This is a genomic window from Methylobacillus methanolivorans (assembly GCF_044751345.1).
Lineage (GTDB): Bacteria > Pseudomonadota > Gammaproteobacteria > Burkholderiales > Methylophilaceae > Methylobacillus > Methylobacillus methanolivorans.
Map to the genome: position 1 here is coordinate 190,662 of NZ_JBIWXY010000001.1, position 21,794 is coordinate 212,455.

At 52.1% G+C, this 21,794-nt stretch carries 17 protein-coding genes; 15 read left to right on the plus strand and 2 right to left on the minus strand.

Annotation, left to right across the window (positions count from 1 at the left end):
- The first annotated feature begins 122 nt into the window (after positions 1-122).
- The 7 genes from ACIKP9_RS00990 to ACIKP9_RS01020 all read left to right on the plus strand — a co-directional run bounded on the left by ACIKP9_RS00990 (position 123) and on the right by ACIKP9_RS01020 (position 6,339).
- Positions 123-2,600, plus strand: coding sequence for a glycogen/starch/alpha-glucan phosphorylase (locus tag ACIKP9_RS00990; protein ID WP_400878102.1), 2,478 nt, complete (start codon positions 123-125; stop codon positions 2,598-2,600).
- A gap of 89 nt (positions 2,601-2,689) precedes the next feature.
- Entirely contained in the window at positions 2,690-3,370 is a 681-nt protein-coding gene (locus tag ACIKP9_RS00995; protein ID WP_400881820.1) for a DUF4197 domain-containing protein, read from the plus strand.
- Positions 3,371-3,453: 83 nt separating this feature from the next.
- Positions 3,454-4,017 carry an RBBP9/YdeN family alpha/beta hydrolase gene (locus ACIKP9_RS01000; RefSeq protein ID WP_400878105.1) on the plus strand — a complete coding sequence of 188 codons (564 nt, stop codon included), beginning with the start codon at positions 3,454-3,456 and terminating at the stop codon, positions 4,015-4,017.
- Between the two features lie 13 nt (positions 4,018-4,030).
- Complete coding sequence (locus ACIKP9_RS01005; RefSeq protein WP_400878108.1) at positions 4,031-4,402, plus strand: glyoxalase superfamily protein; 372 nt, start codon at positions 4,031-4,033, stop codon at positions 4,400-4,402.
- Positions 4,403-4,404: 2 nt separating this feature from the next.
- Entirely contained in the window at positions 4,405-4,737 is a 333-nt protein-coding gene (locus tag ACIKP9_RS01010) for a DMT family transporter (RefSeq protein WP_400878111.1), read from the plus strand.
- A 65-nt stretch (positions 4,738-4,802) separates the two neighbouring features.
- The gene (locus ACIKP9_RS01015) at positions 4,803-5,207 is read left to right on the plus strand and encodes a hypothetical protein (protein ID WP_400878114.1); all 405 of its coding nucleotides are present in this window, start codon (positions 4,803-4,805) and stop codon (positions 5,205-5,207) included.
- Between the two features lie 19 nt (positions 5,208-5,226).
- Positions 5,227-6,339: an endonuclease/exonuclease/phosphatase family protein gene (locus ACIKP9_RS01020; protein WP_400878117.1), complete on the plus strand. Its 1,113-nt coding sequence runs from the start codon at positions 5,227-5,229 to the stop codon at positions 6,337-6,339.
- On the opposite strand, the gene ACIKP9_RS01025 is transcribed toward ACIKP9_RS01020, so the two are convergent.
- Positions 6,317-7,495 carry a GGDEF domain-containing protein gene (locus ACIKP9_RS01025; RefSeq protein ID WP_400878119.1) on the minus strand — a complete coding sequence of 393 codons (1,179 nt, stop codon included), beginning with the start codon at positions 7,493-7,495 and terminating at the stop codon, positions 6,317-6,319. The genes ACIKP9_RS01020 and ACIKP9_RS01025 overlap by 23 nt on opposite strands.
- 276 nt (positions 7,496-7,771) lie before the next feature.
- On the opposite strand from ACIKP9_RS01025, the gene ACIKP9_RS01030 reads away from it, so the two are divergent.
- The 3 genes from ACIKP9_RS01030 to ACIKP9_RS01040 all read left to right on the plus strand — a co-directional run bounded on the left by ACIKP9_RS01030 (position 7,772) and on the right by ACIKP9_RS01040 (position 12,905).
- Positions 7,772-8,281 (plus strand): sigma-70 family RNA polymerase sigma factor, encoded by a 510-nt coding sequence (locus ACIKP9_RS01030; protein ID WP_400878122.1) that lies wholly within the window; start codon positions 7,772-7,774, stop codon positions 8,279-8,281.
- A gap of 16 nt (positions 8,282-8,297) precedes the next feature.
- Positions 8,298-9,260, plus strand: a complete 963-nt coding sequence (locus ACIKP9_RS01035; protein ID WP_400878125.1) for a FecR domain-containing protein — start codon at positions 8,298-8,300, stop codon at positions 9,258-9,260.
- A 102-nt stretch (positions 9,261-9,362) separates the two neighbouring features.
- Positions 9,363-12,905, plus strand: coding sequence for a TonB-dependent receptor domain-containing protein (locus tag ACIKP9_RS01040; RefSeq protein ID WP_400878128.1), 3,543 nt, complete (start codon positions 9,363-9,365; stop codon positions 12,903-12,905).
- 200 nt (positions 12,906-13,105) lie between these two features.
- Here ACIKP9_RS01040 and ACIKP9_RS01045 read toward each other — a convergent pair whose 3' ends face one another.
- Positions 13,106-13,651, minus strand: coding sequence for a cytochrome b (locus tag ACIKP9_RS01045; RefSeq protein ID WP_400878130.1), 546 nt, complete (start codon positions 13,649-13,651; stop codon positions 13,106-13,108).
- 278 nt (positions 13,652-13,929) lie between these two features.
- On the opposite strand from ACIKP9_RS01045, the gene purL reads away from it, so the two are divergent.
- The 5 genes from purL to ACIKP9_RS01070 all read left to right on the plus strand — a co-directional run bounded on the left by purL (position 13,930) and on the right by ACIKP9_RS01070 (position 21,738).
- The gene (purL, locus tag ACIKP9_RS01050; RefSeq protein ID WP_400878133.1) at positions 13,930-17,823 is read left to right on the plus strand and encodes a phosphoribosylformylglycinamidine synthase; all 3,894 of its coding nucleotides are present in this window, start codon (positions 13,930-13,932) and stop codon (positions 17,821-17,823) included.
- Positions 17,824-17,952: 129 nt separating this feature from the next.
- Positions 17,953-18,432 carry an ankyrin repeat domain-containing protein gene (locus ACIKP9_RS01055; protein ID WP_400878135.1) on the plus strand — a complete coding sequence of 160 codons (480 nt, stop codon included), beginning with the start codon at positions 17,953-17,955 and terminating at the stop codon, positions 18,430-18,432.
- Between the two features lie 170 nt (positions 18,433-18,602).
- A complete protein-coding gene (locus ACIKP9_RS01060; protein WP_400878138.1) occupies positions 18,603-19,814 on the plus strand; it encodes a PQQ-dependent sugar dehydrogenase in 1,212 nt (403 codons plus the stop codon).
- Between the two features lie 19 nt (positions 19,815-19,833).
- Positions 19,834-20,400, plus strand: a complete 567-nt coding sequence (locus ACIKP9_RS01065; RefSeq protein WP_400878141.1) for a hypothetical protein — start codon at positions 19,834-19,836, stop codon at positions 20,398-20,400.
- Between the two features lie 252 nt (positions 20,401-20,652).
- Positions 20,653-21,738: an MFS transporter gene (locus tag ACIKP9_RS01070; protein WP_400878144.1), complete on the plus strand. Its 1,086-nt coding sequence runs from the start codon at positions 20,653-20,655 to the stop codon at positions 21,736-21,738.
- Positions 21,739-21,794: the final 56 nt, after the last annotated feature.

Here is a 21,794-nt window from a genome sequence, read left to right on the forward strand (position 1 = left end):
TTTTTGCTCGCTGTTAAACAGTAACATCAAGCTTCGCATGAATTTCATGTTGGCCATTCATTATGTGCTGCTGCACTCAAGCCAACGGGTGGCATTTTGTAAACTCACACGGAAAGACGCCAATGACTGCTGCAAAAGAATCCAAGAAGCCCAAAGCCTCCTCGCCTGTGATTACCACCGAGAAAACCCCCATAGCCCAGGCGTTGCAGAATCACCTGATTTTTTCTGCATTCAAGACCAGTGAAGCCTCCACGCCACGCGATTGGTATGTGGCAACGGGATACACCGTGCGCGACCACGTGGTTGAGCGCTGGGTGAAAACTGCCGAGGCATACAATGCTCAGGATCCGAAACGGGTGTATTACCTTTCGCTGGAGTTCTTGCTGGGGCGCATGATGCAAAACGCTGCACTGAATCTGGGCATTGAAGGCGAAGTGCAGGAAGGCTTGAAGGCCTTGGGTCACAAGCTGGAAGATGTTGTGGAGTTGGAGAATGATGCTGCGCTAGGCAATGGTGGTCTGGGACGATTGGCGGCGTGTTTCTTGGATTCCATGGCGAGCATGGATATTCCCGGGACAGGTTACGGCATTCGCTATGAATATGGCATGTTCCGCCAGTCGATCAGCCAGGGGCAGCAGGTGGAAAACCCCGATAACTGGTTGCGATATGGCAATCTCTGGGAGTTCCAGCGTCCTGAAAGCCAATATCCGGTGCGTTTCTACGGCAAGGTGGTGGAGTTCCCGACTGCCAAGGGTACGGAATACCATTGGGTCGATGCCGAAAGCGTGCTGGCGATTGCCTATGACATGCCGGTGCCTGGCTACGACACGGAAACCGTGAATACCTTGCGCTTGTGGTCTGCCAAGGCGGCGCGTGAGTTTGACCTGGCACATTTTAATGATGGTAATTACGAGAAGGCTGTCGAGGAGCGCAATGCCTACGAGAATATCTCGAAGGTGCTATATCCTAATGACACTTCTGTGCTGGGTAAGGAGTTGCGCCTCAAGCAACAGTATTTCTTTGTCTCGGCTTCGGTGCAGGATATCTTGCGCCGCTTCCTTTCCAAGCATGATGATTGGAGTGTCTTGCCGGACAAGGTGGCGATCCAGCTCAATGACACCCATCCCGCCATTGCTGTCGCTGAGTTGATGTACCAATTGGTAGACGTGCATCACCTCAGTTGGGAAAAGGCCTGGAAAATCAGCGAAAAAGTATTTGCCTATACCAACCATACGCTCATGCCAGAGGCGCTGGAAACCTGGCCGGTAGAGATGTTTGGCAAGCTGCTGCCGCGCCACCTCGGCATTATCTATCGTATCAACCACGAGTTCCTGCAGATGGTGAACCACAAGTTCCCGGGCGAGACAGATTTACTGACGCGAGTTTCCATTATTGACGAGGAGCATGGTCGCAGGGTGCGCATGGCACATCTCGCCGTGGTTGGCAGTCATACCGTAAACGGGGTGGCAGCATTGCATAGCGAATTGCTGCGATCTACGCTGTTTGCTGATTTCAACCGCATCTTCCCTGGTCGATTCATTAATATCACCAATGGTATTACCCCGCGTCGTTGGCTTAATCAGTGCAACCCGGGCCTGACTCACTTGCTGGAAAGCGTGATTGGCAAGGATTTTCATCATGATCTGGATAAGCTGCGCGCATTGGAGCCATTGGCAGAGGATGCCGATTTTCGCAAGGCGTTTCGTGCGGTCAAGCATGCCAACAAACAGCGGCTTGCCAAGCGTATTGAGCATGTGACCGGGGTAAAGCTTAATCCCAAGGCCTTGTTTGACATACAAATCAAGCGCATTCATGAATACAAGCGTCAGCTTCTCAATGTACTTCATATTATTACCTTGTATAACCGCATTCGTAGCGGGCAGGCCAAGGATGTCACGCCGCGAGCTGTGATTTTTGGCGGCAAGGCAGCGCCTGGCTACTGGCTTGCCAAGCTGATCATCCGCTTGATTAACGATGTTGCTTCCATCGTCAATGAGGACCCAGCCGTAGGCGATAAGCTGAAGGTGGTGTTCTATCCCAATTACGAAGTATCGGCTGCTGAGCTATTGTTCCCCGGCAGTGATTTGTCAGAGCAGATTTCTACCGCCGGGACCGAGGCTTCAGGCACCGGCAACATGAAGATGGCGCTGAATGGTGCCTTGACCATAGGCACGCTGGATGGCGCGAATGTGGAAATACGCGAAGAAGTGGGCGAAGAGAATATCTTTATTTTTGGCCTGACGACGGAGCAGGTGGCCGAGGTCAAGGCTAACAATTACAACCCTTGGGATTATTACCATGGCAATGCCGAGTTGAAGCAGGCGGTGGATATGATCACCAATGGCTTCTTCTCCGTCGATGAGCCGGATCGTTATCAAGCAATAGGCGATACTTTACTGGGCAAAGGTGACCAATATCTTTTGTTGGCAGATTATGCCAGCTACATCGAAACCCAGGATGCGGTTGGCCAGCTCTACAAAAATGAGGAGGAATGGAGCCGTAAAGCCATCCTTAATGTGGCGCGCATTGGCAAGTTTTCCAGTGACCGCACTATTGGTGAGTATGCGGAAAATATCTGGAACGTCAAACCCGCAGAGTAAAGTCTTGAAGGCACTTGGTAGTCGTCCTGTGCGCATTGCCCGCCAATAGAGGTAGAATGAGCTTCTACCTCAATACTGCCGGAGGGGCTATGCGCCATTTTGTCACTGCTTTATCGTTTATTGCGTTTTCCTGTCATGCCGTTGCGCTCGATTTGAGCAATATTAGCAATGCTGACGCTAGCCAAGGCCTGAAGCAGGCACTGACCCAAGGCGCTGAGCGAGCTGTCAGTCAATTGGGTCAGGCGGGCGGCTTTCTCAATAATCCGCAGGTGAAGATCCCTTTGCCTGAGTCGATGCAAAAAGCGGAAAAAGCCATGCGCATGTTTGGTATGGGCAAGCAGGCGGATGAGTTGGTGGTTAAAATGAATCAGGCAGCAGAGGCTGCGGTACCTGAGGCCAAGGCCTTGCTGGTTAATTCCGTCAAGCAGATGAGCGTGCAGGACGCCAAGGATATCCTGACGGGCGGGCAAGACTCTGCTACGCAATATTTTCGCAAGACTACCTCTGGCCCTATGGCAGATAAGTTTCTGCCTATCGTAAAAAAGGCCACTCAAGATGTAGACCTCGCAAAGCAATATAACCGCTTTGCTGAGATGGGCAGTAAATATGGCTTGGTGGGCAAGGATCAGGCTAACCTTGAGCAATATGTGACACAAAAAACACTGGATGGTGTTTACCTGATGATGGCTGAGGAGGAAAAGGCCATTCGCAAGGACCCAATGGGCCAGGCAAGCAGTTTGCTCAAGAAGGTGTTTGGGGCAGTGAAATAGCTTTTTTATTGTGCGCTGAGCAATCGTTGCGAACTAAAGCCTGTCAATTGTTCTAACCACATATTCAGTATGTGGGGAACAGCATGCAAGCGCACCGCGTCTATATCATCCATGGTTACCAGGCTTCAGTGCAAAGTCATTGGTTTCCCTGGATCAAGCGTACATTAGAGCAGCAGGGTTTTGAGGTGCAGGTGTTGGCATTATCAGCACCGGACCACCCTGATATTGGTGCCTGGCTTGATTGTCTGTGTGCCAATATCAAGCTGGATAGCCAGACTTACTTGATTGGTCACAGTCTGGGTTGCATTACTTTGTTGCGCTATCTCCAGGAACAACAGCAAGCCGTAGCTGGTATGGCGCTGGTATCCGGCTTTGCCGAACCATTAAGCTTTCTACCAGCGCTCGATCCATTCAATGCAGCGCCACTGGATGCAGAAAATCTGATCCGCTTAGTGCCACAGCGCATCGTCATGGCGGCTCAGGATGATCACATCGTGCCTTACCCTTATTCATTACGCTTGGCCGAGAAACTGGATGCAGATTGGGAGTTGTTTGAGCGTGGTGGGCATTTCATGGCGCAGGATGGTTTTACCGAGTTTCCTGCACTTTATGATGTGATGATACGCATGCGCGAGCAAGCTACATGAGCGAGGAGGGAACATGAAGAAAGTCACCCAGCAAGTCGTGCCTGCAGTGCGCGTGGCTTCCTATGCACTGAGCAAACCCTTTTATGAAAAACTTGGTTTTCATGAGTTATGGACTCACCAGTTCGAGCCAGGCTTACCCTTTTTTGCCGCGATTGCGCGTGATGACATGCAGGTATTCCTCACTGAGCATACTGGTGATTGTGCCTTTGGCGCATTGGTACATTTCTACGTGGATGATGTCGATGCAGTGCATCTTGAGTTTCTGCAACAGGGCTTGCATGTGACTGAACCGCCGGGCAATGATCTGGGCCCCAGTGTGCGCAATATGCTGATGGTGGACCCAGATGGCAACCGGCTGAATTTTGTGACCGTGACAGAGTCATGAATATGCAGCACTGGATCTACCTGGCGATCGCCATCGTTGCCGAGGTGATCGCTACTTCGGCTCTCAAGGCCAGTGATGGCTTTAGTCAATGGCTGCCCAGTGTGGTGGTCGTGGTTGGCTATGGCTTGGCATTCTACTTCTTGGCGCTGACCTTGCGCAGCATTCCGGTTGGCATTGCCTACGCGATTTGGTCGGGGTTGGGCATCGTATTGGTGACCTTAATCGCACTGGTGTTGTATGGGCAAAAGCCAGATTTGCCAGCCGTTATTGGCATGGCATTGATCATCACTGGCGTTGTGGTGATGCAATTATTTTCCGGGACGACTGGTCATTGAAATCAATACGCAGCATCTGACTGCGTACTCAGGGTATGTACCCTCCAACACGAAAGGAAACAATAGTGGCTGCACCATGGCTGACGGTATTAAAGGTGGTTCCCTGGATTGAAGTGATTCGTAAGGCCCCGGAGATTGCAGATGGGGCGAGAAAATTCTGGCACGCTGTCTCTGGCAAGCAGGAATATCAGCAACCCAAGGCCTATGATGTACCTTACAGCGAGCTGGATAATGTTAATGACAGGGAGGCCCGTATACAGTCGCTGGAAATGCAGCTAGCCAAACTACAAACCCAGATGGTGGAGTCTTCCAAATTATTGAAAACCTTGGCTGATCAGCATGAACAACTCGTTGCCAACCTAGAAGATAGTCGCCGCCGTGTTGGCCGGTTATCCAGAATGACCATGGTGCTAGTCGTGGCACTGCTAGCCGTGGCGGCCTGGATCTGGCATTTGCCACCGCAGATGTAGTCACTGAGGCACTGCTCCCATGATATTGGCTTATAGCCTATCGGCATTGACCGTGTTGCTGACGCTCGGCTCTTTGGTGCGTCGCAATGAGTGGTGGTTTCGCGGCCTTGATTTTCCACGCTTGCAAATCATTACCCTTGGCTTGCTTGCGCTGCTGGCCTTGCTGCTGATAGAAGCGCCATGGTCGCCATTACGCTGGGGCGTATTGGCAGCGTTATTGCTGGCCTTGTGGCACCAGTTGCGCATGGTGATCCCTTATACCCATCTTTGGCCTGATGAGGTCAAGATGATTGATCCCCGGCATTATCGACTAGACAAACAATTGTCCATGATAGTCGCCAATGTGCTGATGACGAATAACCAGCATTTCAAGCTGATTGAGCAAGTCAGGCTACTCAAACCTGATGTACTGCTGACGCTGGAGTCAGACCGCATATGGGAGCAGGCCATGACTGCGATTGAGCGTGAATATCCTCACGTGGTGCGGGTACCGCTGGATAATCTCTATGGTATGCATCTTTATAGCCGTTTGCCCTTGCGCAACTCCGAGGTGAAGTTTTTGCTGAGCCCGGAAATTCCCTCAATTCATGCGACGGTGATATTGCCTTGTGGTGCGCCAGTCAGGCTGCACTGCCTGCATCCCGAGCCGCCTAGCCCGACCGAGGCACCTGATTCCACTTTGCGGGATGCTGAGCTATTGCTTGTGGGGCGTGAGGTTGGTGATACGGAGGATAGCGTAATCGTGATGGGCGATCTGAATGACGTGGCCTGGTCGCGTACCACGCGTCTTTTCCAGCGCGTAAGTGGCTTGCTCGATCCGCGCAAGGGGCGTCATCACATCAACACTTATCACGCGGATTACCCTTTCCTGCGTTGGGCATTGGATCATATCTTCCATAGCACTGATTTTGGCTTGGTAAAAATGCAGCGCTTGCCGCATATTGGCTCGGATCACTTCCCGGTATTTACTCATCTGCAGTTGGAACGTCACCTGGAGTTTGTTCACACACCAGAATCAGCATCGCCTGATGACCAGGAAGAAGCCGAGGAAAAGGTAGAGGAGGGCGTTGAAAAAGCCGAGCAGGCTGGTTTTGAGGTTGCAGCAGGCATTAAGCCGCTTGGGCCGATGTGATGCGGTTACGCCCATGGTGCTTGGATTGATAGAGTGCCGAATCGGCTTGCTCCATCAGGCTATTCAATGAGTGCGCGATTTGATCGCTAGCCGCTACTGCAATACCAATGCTCAGGGTAATCGACAAGCCATCTTGTTTTAATTTTTCAGTGGCATGGGCAAAAGAGTTTTGCAAACGCTCCGCTACATCCTGAGCCTCTTTTTCCCCGCTTGCAGGCAGGATGATCACAAATTCATCACCACCTTGGCGCGCAAAGAGGTCTGAGCTGCGTAATTGGTGATGCACAATATCGGCAAACGTGCACAGCAACTGATCGCCAAATGCGTGTCCTAATTTATCGTTGACTTGCTTGAAGTGGTCAATATCAACTAATAGTAGTGCTGTGACCGGGTGCGCGTCGGACTGGCGACGCATCGAGTTGTTCTCAATCGCAGCTTTCAGGCCTTCTCGGTTAAGAGCCGAGGTCAATGGGTCACGTAAGGCACGGCCTATCCAGTTACGGTTGATGCGTTCCATGATCATTAACAGCATGGACATGTTCCACAGTGGACCAATGATCGCAGCGAGCAAGATAGTCCACATATTGACCCCGCCAGACGCAAAGACAGAGTCTCCTCCCAAATGATGCGTTAGGCCGGCGATAGCACGCATCGCAAAGACGACAGTTGCTACGGTGAAAATACCTGAGACAAGATAGGCAGAAGTGATGTCTTCTTTCCTGGCAATACGCAAGGTGCTTTTGGCAACACAGTAGGCGTAGAAACCACAGGTGAGCGCGGTGAGTACGGTTCTTTCTGCATAGTAACTATCGGCATCCCGCATCAGGATGAACAGCACGGTGAGTATGCCAAGAAACAGCAAGTGCGGCTTTACCGCAATGCGTCGACGGTGATACAAGCGTTGAGTAGTCGCCATCAGCAGGTAATAGCCAATGATGGCCAGCATATTGGCCAGTACAATGCTGTAGAAATCTGGAATGATGTCACGGAACGTCAGCAGGAGAATCCCGCTACCCGTAGCAATATTGCTGATGCCCCAATATTTAAGCCAGCGATCAAAACGCCCTGTGGTGCTGAGAGCAAACAGCACGAGTCCCGTCGTTGTGGCAAATAGGCCAACGAGGAAGTAAATGGTTTTGACATCAAGCTGCAGCATGTCTGTGGGCGGAGGCCTATTGGAGTGAGTGATTATAACGACTTATCCCTGAAAAATCTTGGTATTGGGCCGATGTGGGCATCGTTTTGCATGGTTTTGCACTGAGTCGTGACAGTGACATAATCGGCATAGAAAGTGGTGGCTATATACAACCATCATGGTGGTTGTATATAGCTAATTTGCTTGGCGTGTGAAAAATTTATCAATTAATATCAATAGGTTGAATATTGGCATTGATATTGCAATGAAAATATACCTGAATGAATCTGCATGCCCATGTCCCAAGATCATCTCTTCAAGCAAGGCGTGATCCAGTTGCTCTACCAGGAGCATCATGCTTGGTTGCGGGCGTGGATTAACAAAAAGCTTGGCTGTCGACAGGGTGCTGCCGATTTAACGCAAGATACCTTCCTTAGCCTCCTCCTTAAAGCTGATCTGCCAGTCTTGCAAGAGCCACGCGCTTATTTGAGTCGCGTGGCCCATGGTCTCATGGTCGATCAATTGCGGCGGCGTGATCTTGAGCGTGCCTACCTAGAGGCACTGGCGCAGTTTGCACCTGTAGAGGTGGCGTCTCCTGAAGCGCGTGCCATGGTATTGGATATCTTGATCAAGCTCGACATCATGCTGGATGGCTTGCCAACCAAAGTGCGTACGGCCTTTTTGCTTTTGCAACTTGAGGGTCTCAGCTATGCTGAGATTGCCAACCAGCTTGGCGTAAGCACACGTACCGTGGGCAACTATGTGGCCAGGGCCATGCTGCAATGCATGGTCTTGCTTGAAGAGTAGAACCTGATCACTTGCCATGGATGATCGCATAATCAAGCCTACCCCAGCGATGCGTGCTGCCAGTGAGTGGTATGCCAGGCTGGCATCAGGCGAGCGTTCTACAGAAACGCAGCAAGCCTGGCGCACCTGGCTGGATGCCGATCCAGCACACCAAAGCGCCTGGCAACAGCTGGAGCGTGTCACCCAGCACTTTGGCCAAGTGCCTGCCGAGGTCGGCATGGCAACGCTGCAATTGCCGCCAGTGGCTGATCGCCGACGTATCATCAAGCACCTTGCCTTGTTCCTGACGGCTAGCGCTACCGGGCTATATGCTTATCGCGAGCAACCCTGGCGCGGCATGCTGGCGGATGCCAGTACCAAGGTGGGTGAGCATACCCAGATTGCACTGGACGATGGCACCAGCCTGCACTTGAATACCGATAGTGCTGTCAATGTGCGCTACTCGGCCACCGAGCGCGTAATCGAGCTGATCCAGGGTGAGATTTATATTGAAACCGCGCAGGAGGTGGCCACCACTTACCGTCCTTTCAGGGTAGAGACTCGCCATGGCAGTGCGACTGCATTGGGCACACGTTTCAGCGTGCGGGATTTATCGCACCAGACCAAAGTTACCGTATTTGATGGTGCCGTCGCGATCAAGCCTCATCATCAGCGCGGCGAACCCATGCGACTCAATGCGGGCGAATCCATCATATTCAACGATCACACACTCGCAGAGAAGCTCTCGGCACGGCCTACAGATATGGCCTGGATCAATGGTCTTGTTGTTGCCTATGCCATGCGCCTGGATGACTTTACTCAAGAACTCGCACGCTACAAGACAGGCGTCTTGCGCTGTGATCCCGCCGTTGCCAACCTGCAAATATCAGGCTCTTTTCCTACCCAGGATATGGAGTCTGTCTTGCAGACACTCGAGCGTACCTTGCCTGTGACGGCAGAGCGCTTCACCAGATTTTGGGTCACACTCGTACCAGCTTGATGCTCGATCACTAGAAATTTTTTTCATTTTGCTTTCCGGATTTTCATTCTCGTTCGGCATAGCAGCAAAACAACACGATTTGCTGCATACACGGGAGAGAAAATGAACCATCGAAGTGATCACAAGCCACACCGGCAATCCAGGCAAGCAAGGGTGATAGCATTGGGCATCAGCCTCATGCTATGGGGTAGCGTTACTAGCCTCGCGGCAGAACTCAACAAAAAGATTCCCCAGAAAATTTATGACATCCCCGCTGGTGATCTCAGCGACACCCTGCCCGGATACGCCGCCCAATCTGGTGTATTGCTAGGCTTTGACCCCAAACTCACCCAAGGTAAACGAAGCTCCGTACTCCGCGGCCCTTACACCATCAAGGAAGGCTTCGACACCATCCTCAAAGGCACAGGCCTGGAAGCCGTGCAAGATAAAGATGGCCGCTATCAACTGCAAAAGGCAACACCAAAAATCGAAGACAAACTGCCTGGAGAGAAAGCTTCAATAGATTTTCAGCATGTTGATGCGATTGAAGTCCGTGCTAAGCGCTTTTATGAAATTGGCCCCTTGCCAGGCTTAGGCCTGACTAAGGAACAAATTCCCGGCAACGTCCAAAGTCTCACTGCCAAAGACATCAAGGAAGCCCACTCATTAAGTATTACCGACCTCATGAACTCCAAGCTGCAGTCAGTGAATGTCAATGACTATCAGGGCAACCCCTTCCAGATGGATGTGCAATACCGTGGTTTTACGGCAGGCCCCCAAATTGGGACACCACAAGGCCTCTCGGTTTTCTTTGACGGCATCCGCGTCAATGAACCGTTTGGTGATGTGGTCAACTGGGACTTGGTACCACTGAATGCTTTGTCCAGTTTCGATGTTTTTCCTGGTTCCAATCCGGTTTTCGGCCTAGGTACTCTGGGGGGCGCATTGTCCATGAAAACCAAGGATGGCTTCAACAATCCTGGCGTAGATGCGGAAATACTCACCGGCTCATTTGGTCGCCGCCAACTTCAGGCCACAGGCGGGTGGAACAATGGAACTGTAGCCGGTTTTGCAGCGGCAAATATCTTCCTTGAGGATGGCTGGAGGGAGAACTCCCCCAGCAAGGTCAATCAAGTATTTACCAAGGGAAGTTACCGCGCTGACAAGCTAGATCTCAACCTAAGCTCATTGGTTGCATGGAACGACCTTGTAGGGAATGGTTTATTACCTAGCGAGATGTACAAGCAGAATCGTGATGGCGTATTCACATCCCCGGATACCACTGACAACCGGCTGTGGCAGTTCCAGCTTTCAGGAAGCTATTTTGTCAGCGACAACTTTACCATCACCGCACAAGCCTATCGACGCAATAGCAAACGACAGCAGAAAGGGGCGGATGTTTTCACTGAATGGGAAGGTGCCGTCGTAAGGCGCAATCTCAATCCTAACGAGCAATATACATGCTTGTTTACCACGACAAATCCTTACAACTTGCCTGATTACCATGTGATCGATATTCCCAATGGGGATCTCTCAAATCCAGATTTGTTCGATCCATCTTCAAGTGGTTTCAATGCAGACCTGTTCAACTTCCTGACTGCTCCAACATTGGAAGATGCCTACGCTAGTCTATCTTCTGGCTCATTGAACAAGACACTGACAGACCCAGACTTTGTTGCCAGAGCGCAGAATGACTTCTTAAGACAGAAGAATTTCCAACAGACGCAGATATTCACCCCGGGTGCATCGGGTCTGCCTACCCTCCCGAATGGTGAAGCCACGCCATATTCAAATGGTGATCCGTCTTACGTCTACGCCACACAAGGCGCACTCAGCTCCATTAAGGATAGCGATCCAGCCAGTGTCTTTACCGGTGCGATGACTAATTTCTATTACTACTCCGCCGATGCAACCCTACATTTGTTATTGATACGCCCACCTACCAATGGCGATGTATGCCAGGGGGATGTAGGCACCAATCTGGAAGTTCCCGGCCCTCAAGGCGGTGTGCAGACGGTTGATGGCGCAGCATACAATGGCACCGGCACTGGTGTAGTCGAAGGCACCCCAACCGCCATCATCACCGATACCAGCATCAATCAGGTTACAGATGGTGGCTCCATCCAGTTCAACTGGAATTACGACAAACATAAATTCATGGTGGGCGCGTCCATCGACATGCCTTCCGCAAACTACAAGAGTGGACAAATGTTTGGAATGCTAGATGAAGATCGTGAAGCTTATCTAGCTCCAAATGAAATCAGAGATCAGTACTACGCTGCTAGTGGTGAAGTGAGCAATAGTAATTTCAAAGGTCATCAGGTTACCAAGAGTATTTACGCCAGTGAAACTTGGAGTCCGGTTGATACGGTTCATGTCACTGGCGCTTTGCGTTACAACAACACCCGAGGCAAAAATAAGATTGCTTCAAGAACTTATGGATCCTTTGTTTTCAATCTATCCCAACTCGAAGCCTTCCCCGATTATTTTGATACCTGCCGTCCTGGTGAAGAATGCCCCACTGGTTACGTATTACCAGATGCATCTAATCTTCTACATCCCCCAGAAAAAGAGAAATTCAGCTACCACTCATTGAATCCATCCCTCGGTGGCACTTGGCAAGTCAATCCTAAATTGAATGTTTATAGCAATTGGGCCCAAGGTACCCGTGTTCCCTCTGTAGTTGAACTGGGATGCGCGTTTGATAGCACCCCTGTTGCGATGGGTACTGATACAGGTGGCAACCCGATATTTGTTCCAAGAAGCCTGGCCCAAAATCGCGCGTGCTCCTTGCCGACTACCCTGTCAGGCGACCCTTATTTACCCCAAATCAGGGCGCAAACACTGGATATCGGCATGAGAGGCAGATGGGGAGATTACATTGAATGGAATGTGGGTGCATATCGCACAGATCTCAAAGACGATATCTATATGATTGGTTACCCTGGCAACAGGAATTTCTTTGACACGGTTGGCGACACAAAACGCCAGGGTCTGGAAGCAGGGATTGCCGCAGCCTTTGACAAATGGAAATTCAAACTCAACTACGCCCTAACAGAGGCAACTTTCCAGAATAGTTTCTGGATGCCTGCCAACGACAATAGTAGTTCAGTGGAAGAGTTTTTTGGGAACCGAGACTACAGCCGTCGCATTCGTGTCAATCCTGGCGACCGCATGCCAGGTGTCCCCTTGCATAACTTGAATGCCAGCGTCAGCTACCAAATCACCTCCGCATGGCAAATAGGCATGACTGCCGTTGCTCATTCCTTTGCTTATGTGCGTGGCAACGAAAATAACGAGCATGAAACCGGTGTCACGCTCTATGACACCGTAAGGGGCTCCAATGGTGCATTGACCCAGATAGCACGACGCCCCACAACCAACCCAGGAACCACACCTGGATACGTGGTCTTCAATCTGCAAACAAGCTATAGGCTAAATTCAGAATGGACGCTGGGATTACGCGTAAACAATATTTTTGACCGGGAATACTTTACTGCTGGCCGCCTGGGAAGAAACCCCTTCTCCCCTTCCATTAACGGAGCTATTGGCCCTAGCGGTTACAACCACAATTCCAATGATTGGTTGATGACTAATTTCCTTGCGCCAGGTGCGCCACGAGCAGCTTGGATAAGCTTGAGTTACGAATTCGACCCCCAAAAGTAGCGCCACTATGTTCAAGAATTGGAAGATGCGATGGTGGAAGCATTGGGTGCGCTATTGGTTCGTGCAAGAGAGGTGGGCGCTGTTGTTGATGTCTACGATGTTTGTGCTGTTGTTGCTTGTGGAGTTAGGGTTGTTAATGCTCGGGTTTGCTTGGTTGTGACAGGTTTAAGAGCCAGTCTGTCACTTGTGGTGGCAAGCGGTTAATGCCCTATCATGCGGCGCAGGGTGCGGTCTTTGTCGATGATGTGGTGTTTGATTGCGCCAACGGCATGGAGCACGATAGCAACGGCGAAGATGTAGCCCAGGATTTCGTGGGTTTCTTCACCAAGCTGGCTTAAGGTGAGGTTGAAGGCAATGGCTTCACCTGTGGTGGGGTCGAGGTTTTCAGGCACCAGGCTCCAGCCGAAGATGTGAATGCCATGGCCGCCAATGCCGGACATCATCATGCCTGAGATGGGCATCAACACAGTGCTGATGATCAAGACCCAATGCATGATATGCGCCAATCGATGTTCAAGCGGCGGATATTGCCGCACTGGCACTGGCCAGCGATTCTTGATGCGCCACCACACGCGCACCAGGATGAATGCAAAGATGATGACGCCCAAGGCCTTATGCCAATCATATAGTGCATATATGTGATCGAGTGCCATGTAGAAGCCTATGGTTGTCAATGCGATCATGGTCAGCGCAATGATCCAGTGCAAGAAAATAGTGGTGGGACTGAGTTTTTGTGGGGTGTCCATATTGTTCTTGATGATCGTGTGATTGGATGCAGTCTGAGGTTTGGTGGTGCGCAGGATTTTACTCCAGTGAAGTTGGTTTTCGGCAGCGGTGGCTTGGAGTAATGTGAGTCGAGCATTGGCTACTGATTCTGCCAGGCATGTTCTTTCTCCTTTTGCTATGGGAGTTAAGCATGTTGTGGCTGATGGTGGTGGGAGGCGGATTTTCCTTAATCCTCAGAGCGCTAAGGCTGGGCATAATCTGGTAAAATTCAGCTTTTGCCAACACTTTGAATTTCTTCATGTCCAGCCCAATGATCAGTCTTCGTGGCAGTGCCGCTTTATCCCCGTTCCGTATTGAGAAAATCCTGGCTGCGCTTAACAGTGCAGCGCCGCGTGTGACGCATTTGTATGCGGAGTTCTGGCATTTTGCCTGGTCTGATCAGGCATTGAGCGATGAACAACAAGGGGTGTTGAAGCAGATTCTCACCTATGGGCCGCGCCTGAGCGAGGAGGCTCCATCTGGTGAGTTGTTCTTGGTGGTGCCGCGTCCTGGCACGATTTCGCCGTGGTCTTCTCGCGCGACAGATATTGCGCGGCACTGTGGCATTGGATCTATCCAGCGCCTAGAGCGGGGTATTGCGTTTTATGCAGCGACTGCTGATGGCAGCCCACTGACGGATGCAGAGCGGTTGGCGCTGCGCCCCTTGATTCATGACCGCATGACAGAAGCGGTGTTTGCTGATTTGCAAGATGCGCAAAAGCTTTATCACACCGCAGAGCCAGCACCTCTTTCTTCGGTGGGTATCCTGGCTGGTGGCAAGGCCGCGCTGGATGCGGCCAATGCTGATATGGGCCTGGCGCTCTCGCCAGATGAGGTGGATTACCTGGTGGAGAATTTCCAGCGCATGGGTCGTAATCCGACCGATGTTGAGCTGATGATGTTTGCCCAAGCCAACTCCGAGCACTGTAGACACAAGATTTTCAATGCGGATTGGGTGATTGATGGCGTCGCCCAGGCGCAATCCCTGTTTGGCATGATCCGCAATACGCACAAGCTCAACCCCGGCAAGACGGTGGTGGCTTATGCCGATAATGCTTCTATCGTGGAAGGTGGCAAGACCAAGCGCTTTTACCCGCAAGCCGATGGCCAATATGGTTTTGTGGAAGAAGATATGCACTTCCTCATGAAGGTGGAAACGCATAACCACCCCACGGCGATTTCTCCTTTTGCCGGGGCGGCAACAGGGGCGGGTGGTGAAATCCGTGATGAAGGCGCGACAGGTTCTGGTTCCAAGCCCAAGGCTGGCCTGACTGGTTTTTCTGTCTCTAACCTCAATATTCCAGGGTTCACGCAACCCTGGGAGCAAGATCATGGCAAGCCTGCGCGCATTGCCTCGCCATTGCAGATCATGGTGGATGGCCCGCTGGGTGGCGCTGCCTATAACAATGAATTTGGCCGCCCGAATATTGCGGGGTATTTCCGCACATTGGAAATTGAGGCCGCTGATGAGGTCCGTGGCTATCACAAGCCCATCATGCTGGCGGGCGGTGTGGGCAATATCTCGGCCAAGCATTCCAAGAAGAATCCTATTCCGCCTGGTGCGGCGCTGATTCAATTGGGTGGCCCTGCCATGTTGATTGGCCTTGGTGGTGGTGCAGCTTCCAGTATGGATACAGGTGCGAACACCGAAAACCTGGATTTTGATTCTGTGCAGCGCGGCAACCCCGAATTGGAGCGCCGTGCGCAAGAGGTGATTGACCGTTGCTGGCAATTGGGTGACAACAACCCGATCCTGAGTATTCATGATGTAGGTGCTGGTGGCATTTCCAACGCATTCCCTGAGCTGGTGAATGATGCCGGCGTAGGCGCCAAGTTCCAGTTGCGTGATGTGCATAACGAGGAGCCAGGCATGGCCCCGCGCGAAATCTGGAGTAACGAGGCGCAAGAGCGCTACGTGATGGCAGTGCGCAAGGAAGACTTGCCTTTGTTTGCTGAGATATGTGAGCGCGAGCGTTGCCCGTTTGCCGTGGTGGGTGAAGCGACTGAGGAAAGGCATTTGACTGTCGCTGATAGCCATTTTGATAACAAGCCGGTGGATATGGATCTTTCCGTGTTGTTGGGCAAGCCACCCAAGATGACGCGTGATGTGCAGCATGTCAGCCGTGAACTACCCGCATTTGATCATGCAGCCATTGATTTGCAACAAGCCGCACAGCGCGTGTTGCGCTTGCCTGGTGTTGCAGATAAGACTTTCCTCATCACCATTGGTGACCGTAGCGTGACTGGCCTGATCGCCCGTGACCAGATGGTAGGCCCATGGCAAGTGCCGGTGGCCGATGTGGCCGTGACACTGGCTGGCTATGAAACCTATCGTGGCGAAGCGTTTGCGATTGGCGAAAAAGCGCCGTTGGCACTGATTGATGGCCCGGCATCGGGCCGCATGGCGATTGGTGAATCCATCACCAATATCGCTGCCAGCCTGATTGATGACATCGCCGAGCTTAAGCTTTCTGCCAACTGGATGGCCCCAGCCGGGCATCCAGGCGAGGATGCGGCATTGTTTGATACCGTTAAGGCCGTAGGGATGGAGTTGTGTCCTGCGCTGGGTATCAGCATCCCGGTGGGCAAGGACTCCATGTCCATGAAGACCGTGTGGGAAGAGGGCGGTGAGAAAAAGGCTGTGACCTCACCCATTTCCCTGGTGGTGACTGCTTTTGCGCCGACGCCAGATGCACGTAAGACACTTACCCCGCAATTGCGTACTGATCTGGGTGACAGCAAGTTGTTGTTGATCGACCTGGGCGCAGGCAAGAACCGCATGGGCGGTTCCGCGCTGGCGCAGGTGTATGGCGCGGTTGGCAATGTTGCACCGGATGTGGACGATGCTGCTAGCCTCAAGGCTTTCTTTGATGCTGTGCAAAAACTCAATCGTGAAGGCAAGCTGCTGGCCTACCATGACCGCTCCGACGGTGGCCTGTTCTCTACCGTGGTAGAAATGGCGTTTGCCGGACGTTGTGGCCTGGATATTGATATCACTAGCTTGGGCGAAGATGCCGTGGCTGCACTTTACAACGAAGAGCTGGGCGCGGTGTTGCAAGTGCGTGCTGCTGAAGCCGATGCGATTGTGGCAGAGCTCAAGCCGCAGTTGTCTGGCCTGGTGCACGTGATCGGCACACCAGCGACACATGGCAATATCCGCATTCACCAGGATGGCCGCGTGGTATTTGCCGAAAGTCGTGTTGCCCTGCATCGTGCCTGGTCTGAAACCACTTACCAGATGCAGAAGTTGCGTGATAACCCGCAATGCGCGCAGCAGGAATATGACCGCATCCTCGATGAAAAGGATGCAGGCCTGCATGCCAAGCTGAGTTTTGACCCGGCTGACAACATTGCCGCACCTTATATTGCCATTGGTGTCAAGCCCAAGATGGCAATCCTGCGCGAGCAGGGCGTCAATGGTCAGGTGGAAATGGCGGCGGCATTTGACCGCGCTGGTTTCCAGGCGCACGACGTGCACATGAGCGACATCATCAGTGGTCGTATCAGCCTGAAGGATTTTGCTGGTTTCGTCGCTTGTGGTGGTTTCTCGTATGGCGACGTACTAGGGGCGGGCGAGGGATGGGCCAAGTCTATCCTGTTCAACCCGCGTGCGCGTGAGGAGTTCTCTGCATTCTTCCAGCGCCTGGATTCATTTGCTTTGGGCATCTGCAATGGTTGCCAGATGATGAGCAACCTGCACAGCATTATCCCTGGTGCCGAAAACTGGCCACATTTCGTGCGTAATCGCTCCGAGCAGTTCGAGGCGCGCGTGGCGATGGTGGAGGTGATGGAGTCGCCTTCATTGTTCTTCAATGGCATGGCTGGAAGCCGCATGCCGATTGCCGTGGCTCATGGTGAAGGCTATGCTGATTTTGCCGATGTAGCGACCCAGCAGCGTGCTCAAGCCGAAGGCTTGGTAACCTTGCGTTATGTTGATCATAGTGGCGCACCTACCGAGATTTACCCATTCAACCCGAATGGTTCACCGCAAGGGATTACCGGCCTGACTACCGCTGATGGACGTTTCAGTATTATGATGCCTCATCCGGAGCGGGTTTTCCGCGCAGTGCAGCATTCATGGCACCCTGATGGCTGGGGTGAGGATGGGCCGTGGATTCGTATGTTCCGTAATGCTAGGAAGTTTATCGGCTAAGCGGTCAACAGCGAACGCAAGATGTGCGTTGGGGTGAACAGGGAAGGATGCGCTTGCGCATCCTTCCTGACGATCTTAAACAATAATAAGCACACTTGAAATTAATGATGATTACTATGGAGAAGTAGCATGAAAAAGATGTTGAAAGTCATCCTGGCAACATTGGTGTTGGGTTGGGCAGTGGTTTCTCACGCCGAGGATCCACAGGTGGAATATACCGATGCCATTGGCAAGGGTGACATGAAGGTGGTGAAGAAATACTTCAATAATCCCTACACGGTCAATGAGTTATTCTTCGCCTGGACCGGCCTGGAAATCGCCGCCAACAAGGGCCAATTAAAAACGGTCAAGTTCTTTGTCGAGAATGGTGCCGATGTGAACTACAAGCACCCCATCACCAAGATGACAGCCCTGCACTTGGCGGCTTATCAAGGCAATAAGGAAGTGGTGAAGTACTTGATCGACCATGGTGCTGACGTCAACGCCAAGTTGCGTGGCAATGTTTCCATCATCCGCGCCCTGAAGGATGAGGGCCGTACTGATATGGTTGAGTTTCTTGAGGCTGCTGGTGCCAAGAATGATGGCTGCCAGGAAGAGAAGTGCCACTGATATAGCGTCATGTCACCATAGCAAAGCCATGTCAGGCATGGCCTTGTTGTGGAAGTGATCAATTAAATGCCGGACATGTTCCGGCATTTTTCATGGTGCGGTGGGAACCTAAGCTTGGTAACAAGCTCGTAATCCTTGTTGATCACAGTTGTGCAGATATGGGGGATAGAGTGAAAAAATCGTTCATCAGCGGATTACCAGTGCTCGCGGCCAGTGCGGCCTTAATGGCATGTACCACTGTGGCTGCGGTGAGTAAAACGCCTGACGACATTGCTTCTAGCCTGACTTTACCGCCAGGGTTCAAGATCACGACTTTTGCTAAGCTTAACCCAGCCAAGGGTGATTATTTCCGTGGGCCACGGTTTATGGCGTTCGGGCCGGATGGCCATCTTTATCTAGCCAGCAGTGTAGACAACACCGTGTATATGCTGCCAGACCGCAACCGGGACGGTGTGGCCGATGATGTAGTGCCAGTAGTGGAAGGCTTGAATGCGCCGAATAGCCTGGTGTTTGTTGGCAATACCATGCTGGTGGCGAATCAGGATGGCGTGGTGCGGGTGGAGCGGGCGCAAGATAGTAAGCAAGCTGCTGCCAAGCTGATCCCCTTTATTAGCCATCTACCCAGCGGTGGCCACACGCTCAAGACGATCAAGCTGGGGCCGGACAATCACCTCTATATGAATGTTGGTTCCAGTTGTAATGTTTGCGTGGAGCAAGATCCACAGCGGGCCACCATATTGCGCTATACGCTGGATGGCAAGCCTGCTGGCGCACCGGATGGTAGCGTGAGCGGTGCCAGGAGTGCTGTCTGGGCCAGTGGCTTACGTAATTCTCAAGGCTTGGCATGGCAACCCGGCACCGGTGATTTCTATGCCACCAACAACGGCGCAGATATGCGCTCTGAAACCAAGGGCGGTGCCATGAACGATGAGCTGCCACCCGAGCATATCAACAAGATTGAGCCGGGCAAGCATTATGGCTGGCCGCATTGCTGGGGCAACCGTTTCACAGACCCCAACTTCCCCGGCAAGCCTGGTTTCTGCGATAACATGCAGCCGCCGGCCATCACCTTGCGCGCGCACTCCACGCCGATAGGCATTACTTTTCTTGATCAGGCCAAATTCCCCACTGAATACAAGCAGGATGCGATTGTCGCACTGCATGGCTCTTGGAACCGGGTGGAACCGTATGGCTACAAACTGGTGCGTATCCGCTTCAAGGAGAATAAACCGGTGGCAGTGGAAGATTTTGTGACTGGTTGGCAAACAAAGAACATTGCCTGGGGCCGCCCCGTGGATGTGATCGTGGGGCCGGATGGCGCGCTATATGTCTCGGATGACAGAGCGGGTTTGGTGTATCGTATCAGCTATAACAAGCAATAAACGTGTGAGGAGCAATGTAATGAAGAAAAGTGTTCTGGGCCTGGCAACCTTGTTGGCATCTGCGATTGCCCATGCCGAGGCGCCACAACCTAGCAGCAAAGTCGTGGTATACATCAGCCCGTATGAATATACCAACGAGATCAAGCTCTGGCATTTCATGAAGGACTATTGGTTTGCGCAGGGGCCGCTCATTGAGCCAGTGCTGACAAAAACACTCAGCGCCAAGCTTGGTGAAACCGTTATGTGTGATGCTGGCGTGACAGGCAATGTGCTGCTCTGGGTCAAGCCCAAGATGTTCTATAACCCGCATATGCGTAACTTCTACGGCACTATCAACGCTACTGTCTACACTGGCAGTGGCAAGGCAATTGCCAGCTACACCGGGGAATCGCGCTATAGCGGTGACCTGGATATCCTGCCTGGCAAAGCGGTGCAGGCGACATATGATCTTGCTATCCAGCAGGTGGCAGATAAAATCAATGCCGACCCTGTCATCAAGAAACTCATCAGCGATGGCATTGCCAGTAATGAGTCTTATACCCCCTGTGCGATGATTGCCTTGCTTCCGGGCCTGAAAAAGCCCTGATTTGCAATAACTCCTAACCTCATCTTGCGCGAAGCCTGTATTGCTTTACGCAAGATGACGTATGGTGAGTGAATCGCTACCAGACTATATTGATCTCATCCTTTCTGGTATGAGCGTCGTCTGGTTATGGCTATATCCTCTGCTGCTTCATCTCTAGCCTCGACGAGGCCAGTTGCTTCCCGCGTTCCCGTTACTTTTGCGATAGTGGCCATTATTCTGGTGGCGGTTGCCTTACGCCCTGGGATAGTCTCCATGGGCCCACTGCTGCCCGATATCATTGATGAGTTTCAGCTATCGCACACTGTGGCATCGTTATTAACGGCGATTCCTGATGTATTAATGGGATTGTTGGCCTTGCCTACGCCATGGCTGGCAAGGCGTTATGGCCGCGATCCGGTGTTGCTTGCGGCATTGCTGTTACTTTGTGTGGCGATTGCTGCGCGTGCTTTTGCCTACAACGTCGAGATGCTGCTGTTAACCACTGCTGGAGTGGGCGCGGGGATCGCGATAGCAGGCGCCTTGATTGCGGGCTATATCAAGGGGAACTTCCCGCACAAGGCGGCCATGGTCATGGGTATTTACGCTACCGCACTTTCTTTTGGCAGCACCGTGTCTGCGGCGATCTCTGGTCCTGTTGCCATGCATGCTGACACTGGCTGGCGCATGGGCGCTGGCATGTGGAGTATATGTGCCGTTATTGGCCTGCTTTGCTGGCTGTGGATAGCCAGATTGGAGAAAGGCGGTGTATCGACCGCGGGGCAGCCAAGCCGTTTACCTTGGGGAAACCGCACTGCTTGGCTGGTAGCGTTATTTTTTGCCGCGGATAATTTCCTGTTTTATGCCATACTTTCATGGACGGCACCGATGTACATTGAATATGGCACTACGCCTGCTGTGGCTGGCTTTATCCTGGCAACATTTACGACGGTCTTCATGGTGTCCAATCCCATTCTCGGCGCTATCAGCAAATCGACAGACAGGCGCAGCCTGCTTGCCGCTTGTGCAATCCTGGCAGTGATCGGCTTGTTATTGATGGCGATCGTACCTACGTGGTCTCCTTTCATCAGTATCGCCCTGTGTGCTTTTGGCCTGGGCGGAGCCTTTACCCTGGGCATGACTTTGCCGCTGGATAACACTCACAGCGTGGATGAGGCAAATGCCTGGAATGCTTTTGTGCTGACGATAGGTTACTTGATCGCGGCGCTAGGGCCATTATCGGTAGGCTTCCTGCGTGACCTGACACAGGATTTTCATCTGGCAAGCTGGTTATTGGTCGTAATGGCGATCATCATGCTGTTGATTACACCGTGGCTAAAGCCGCATCATGCACAATCGTAGCTAGTTCATGCGGTTGAGTTCGCTCGCATTCAACCGCATAATCCATGACATGGCGT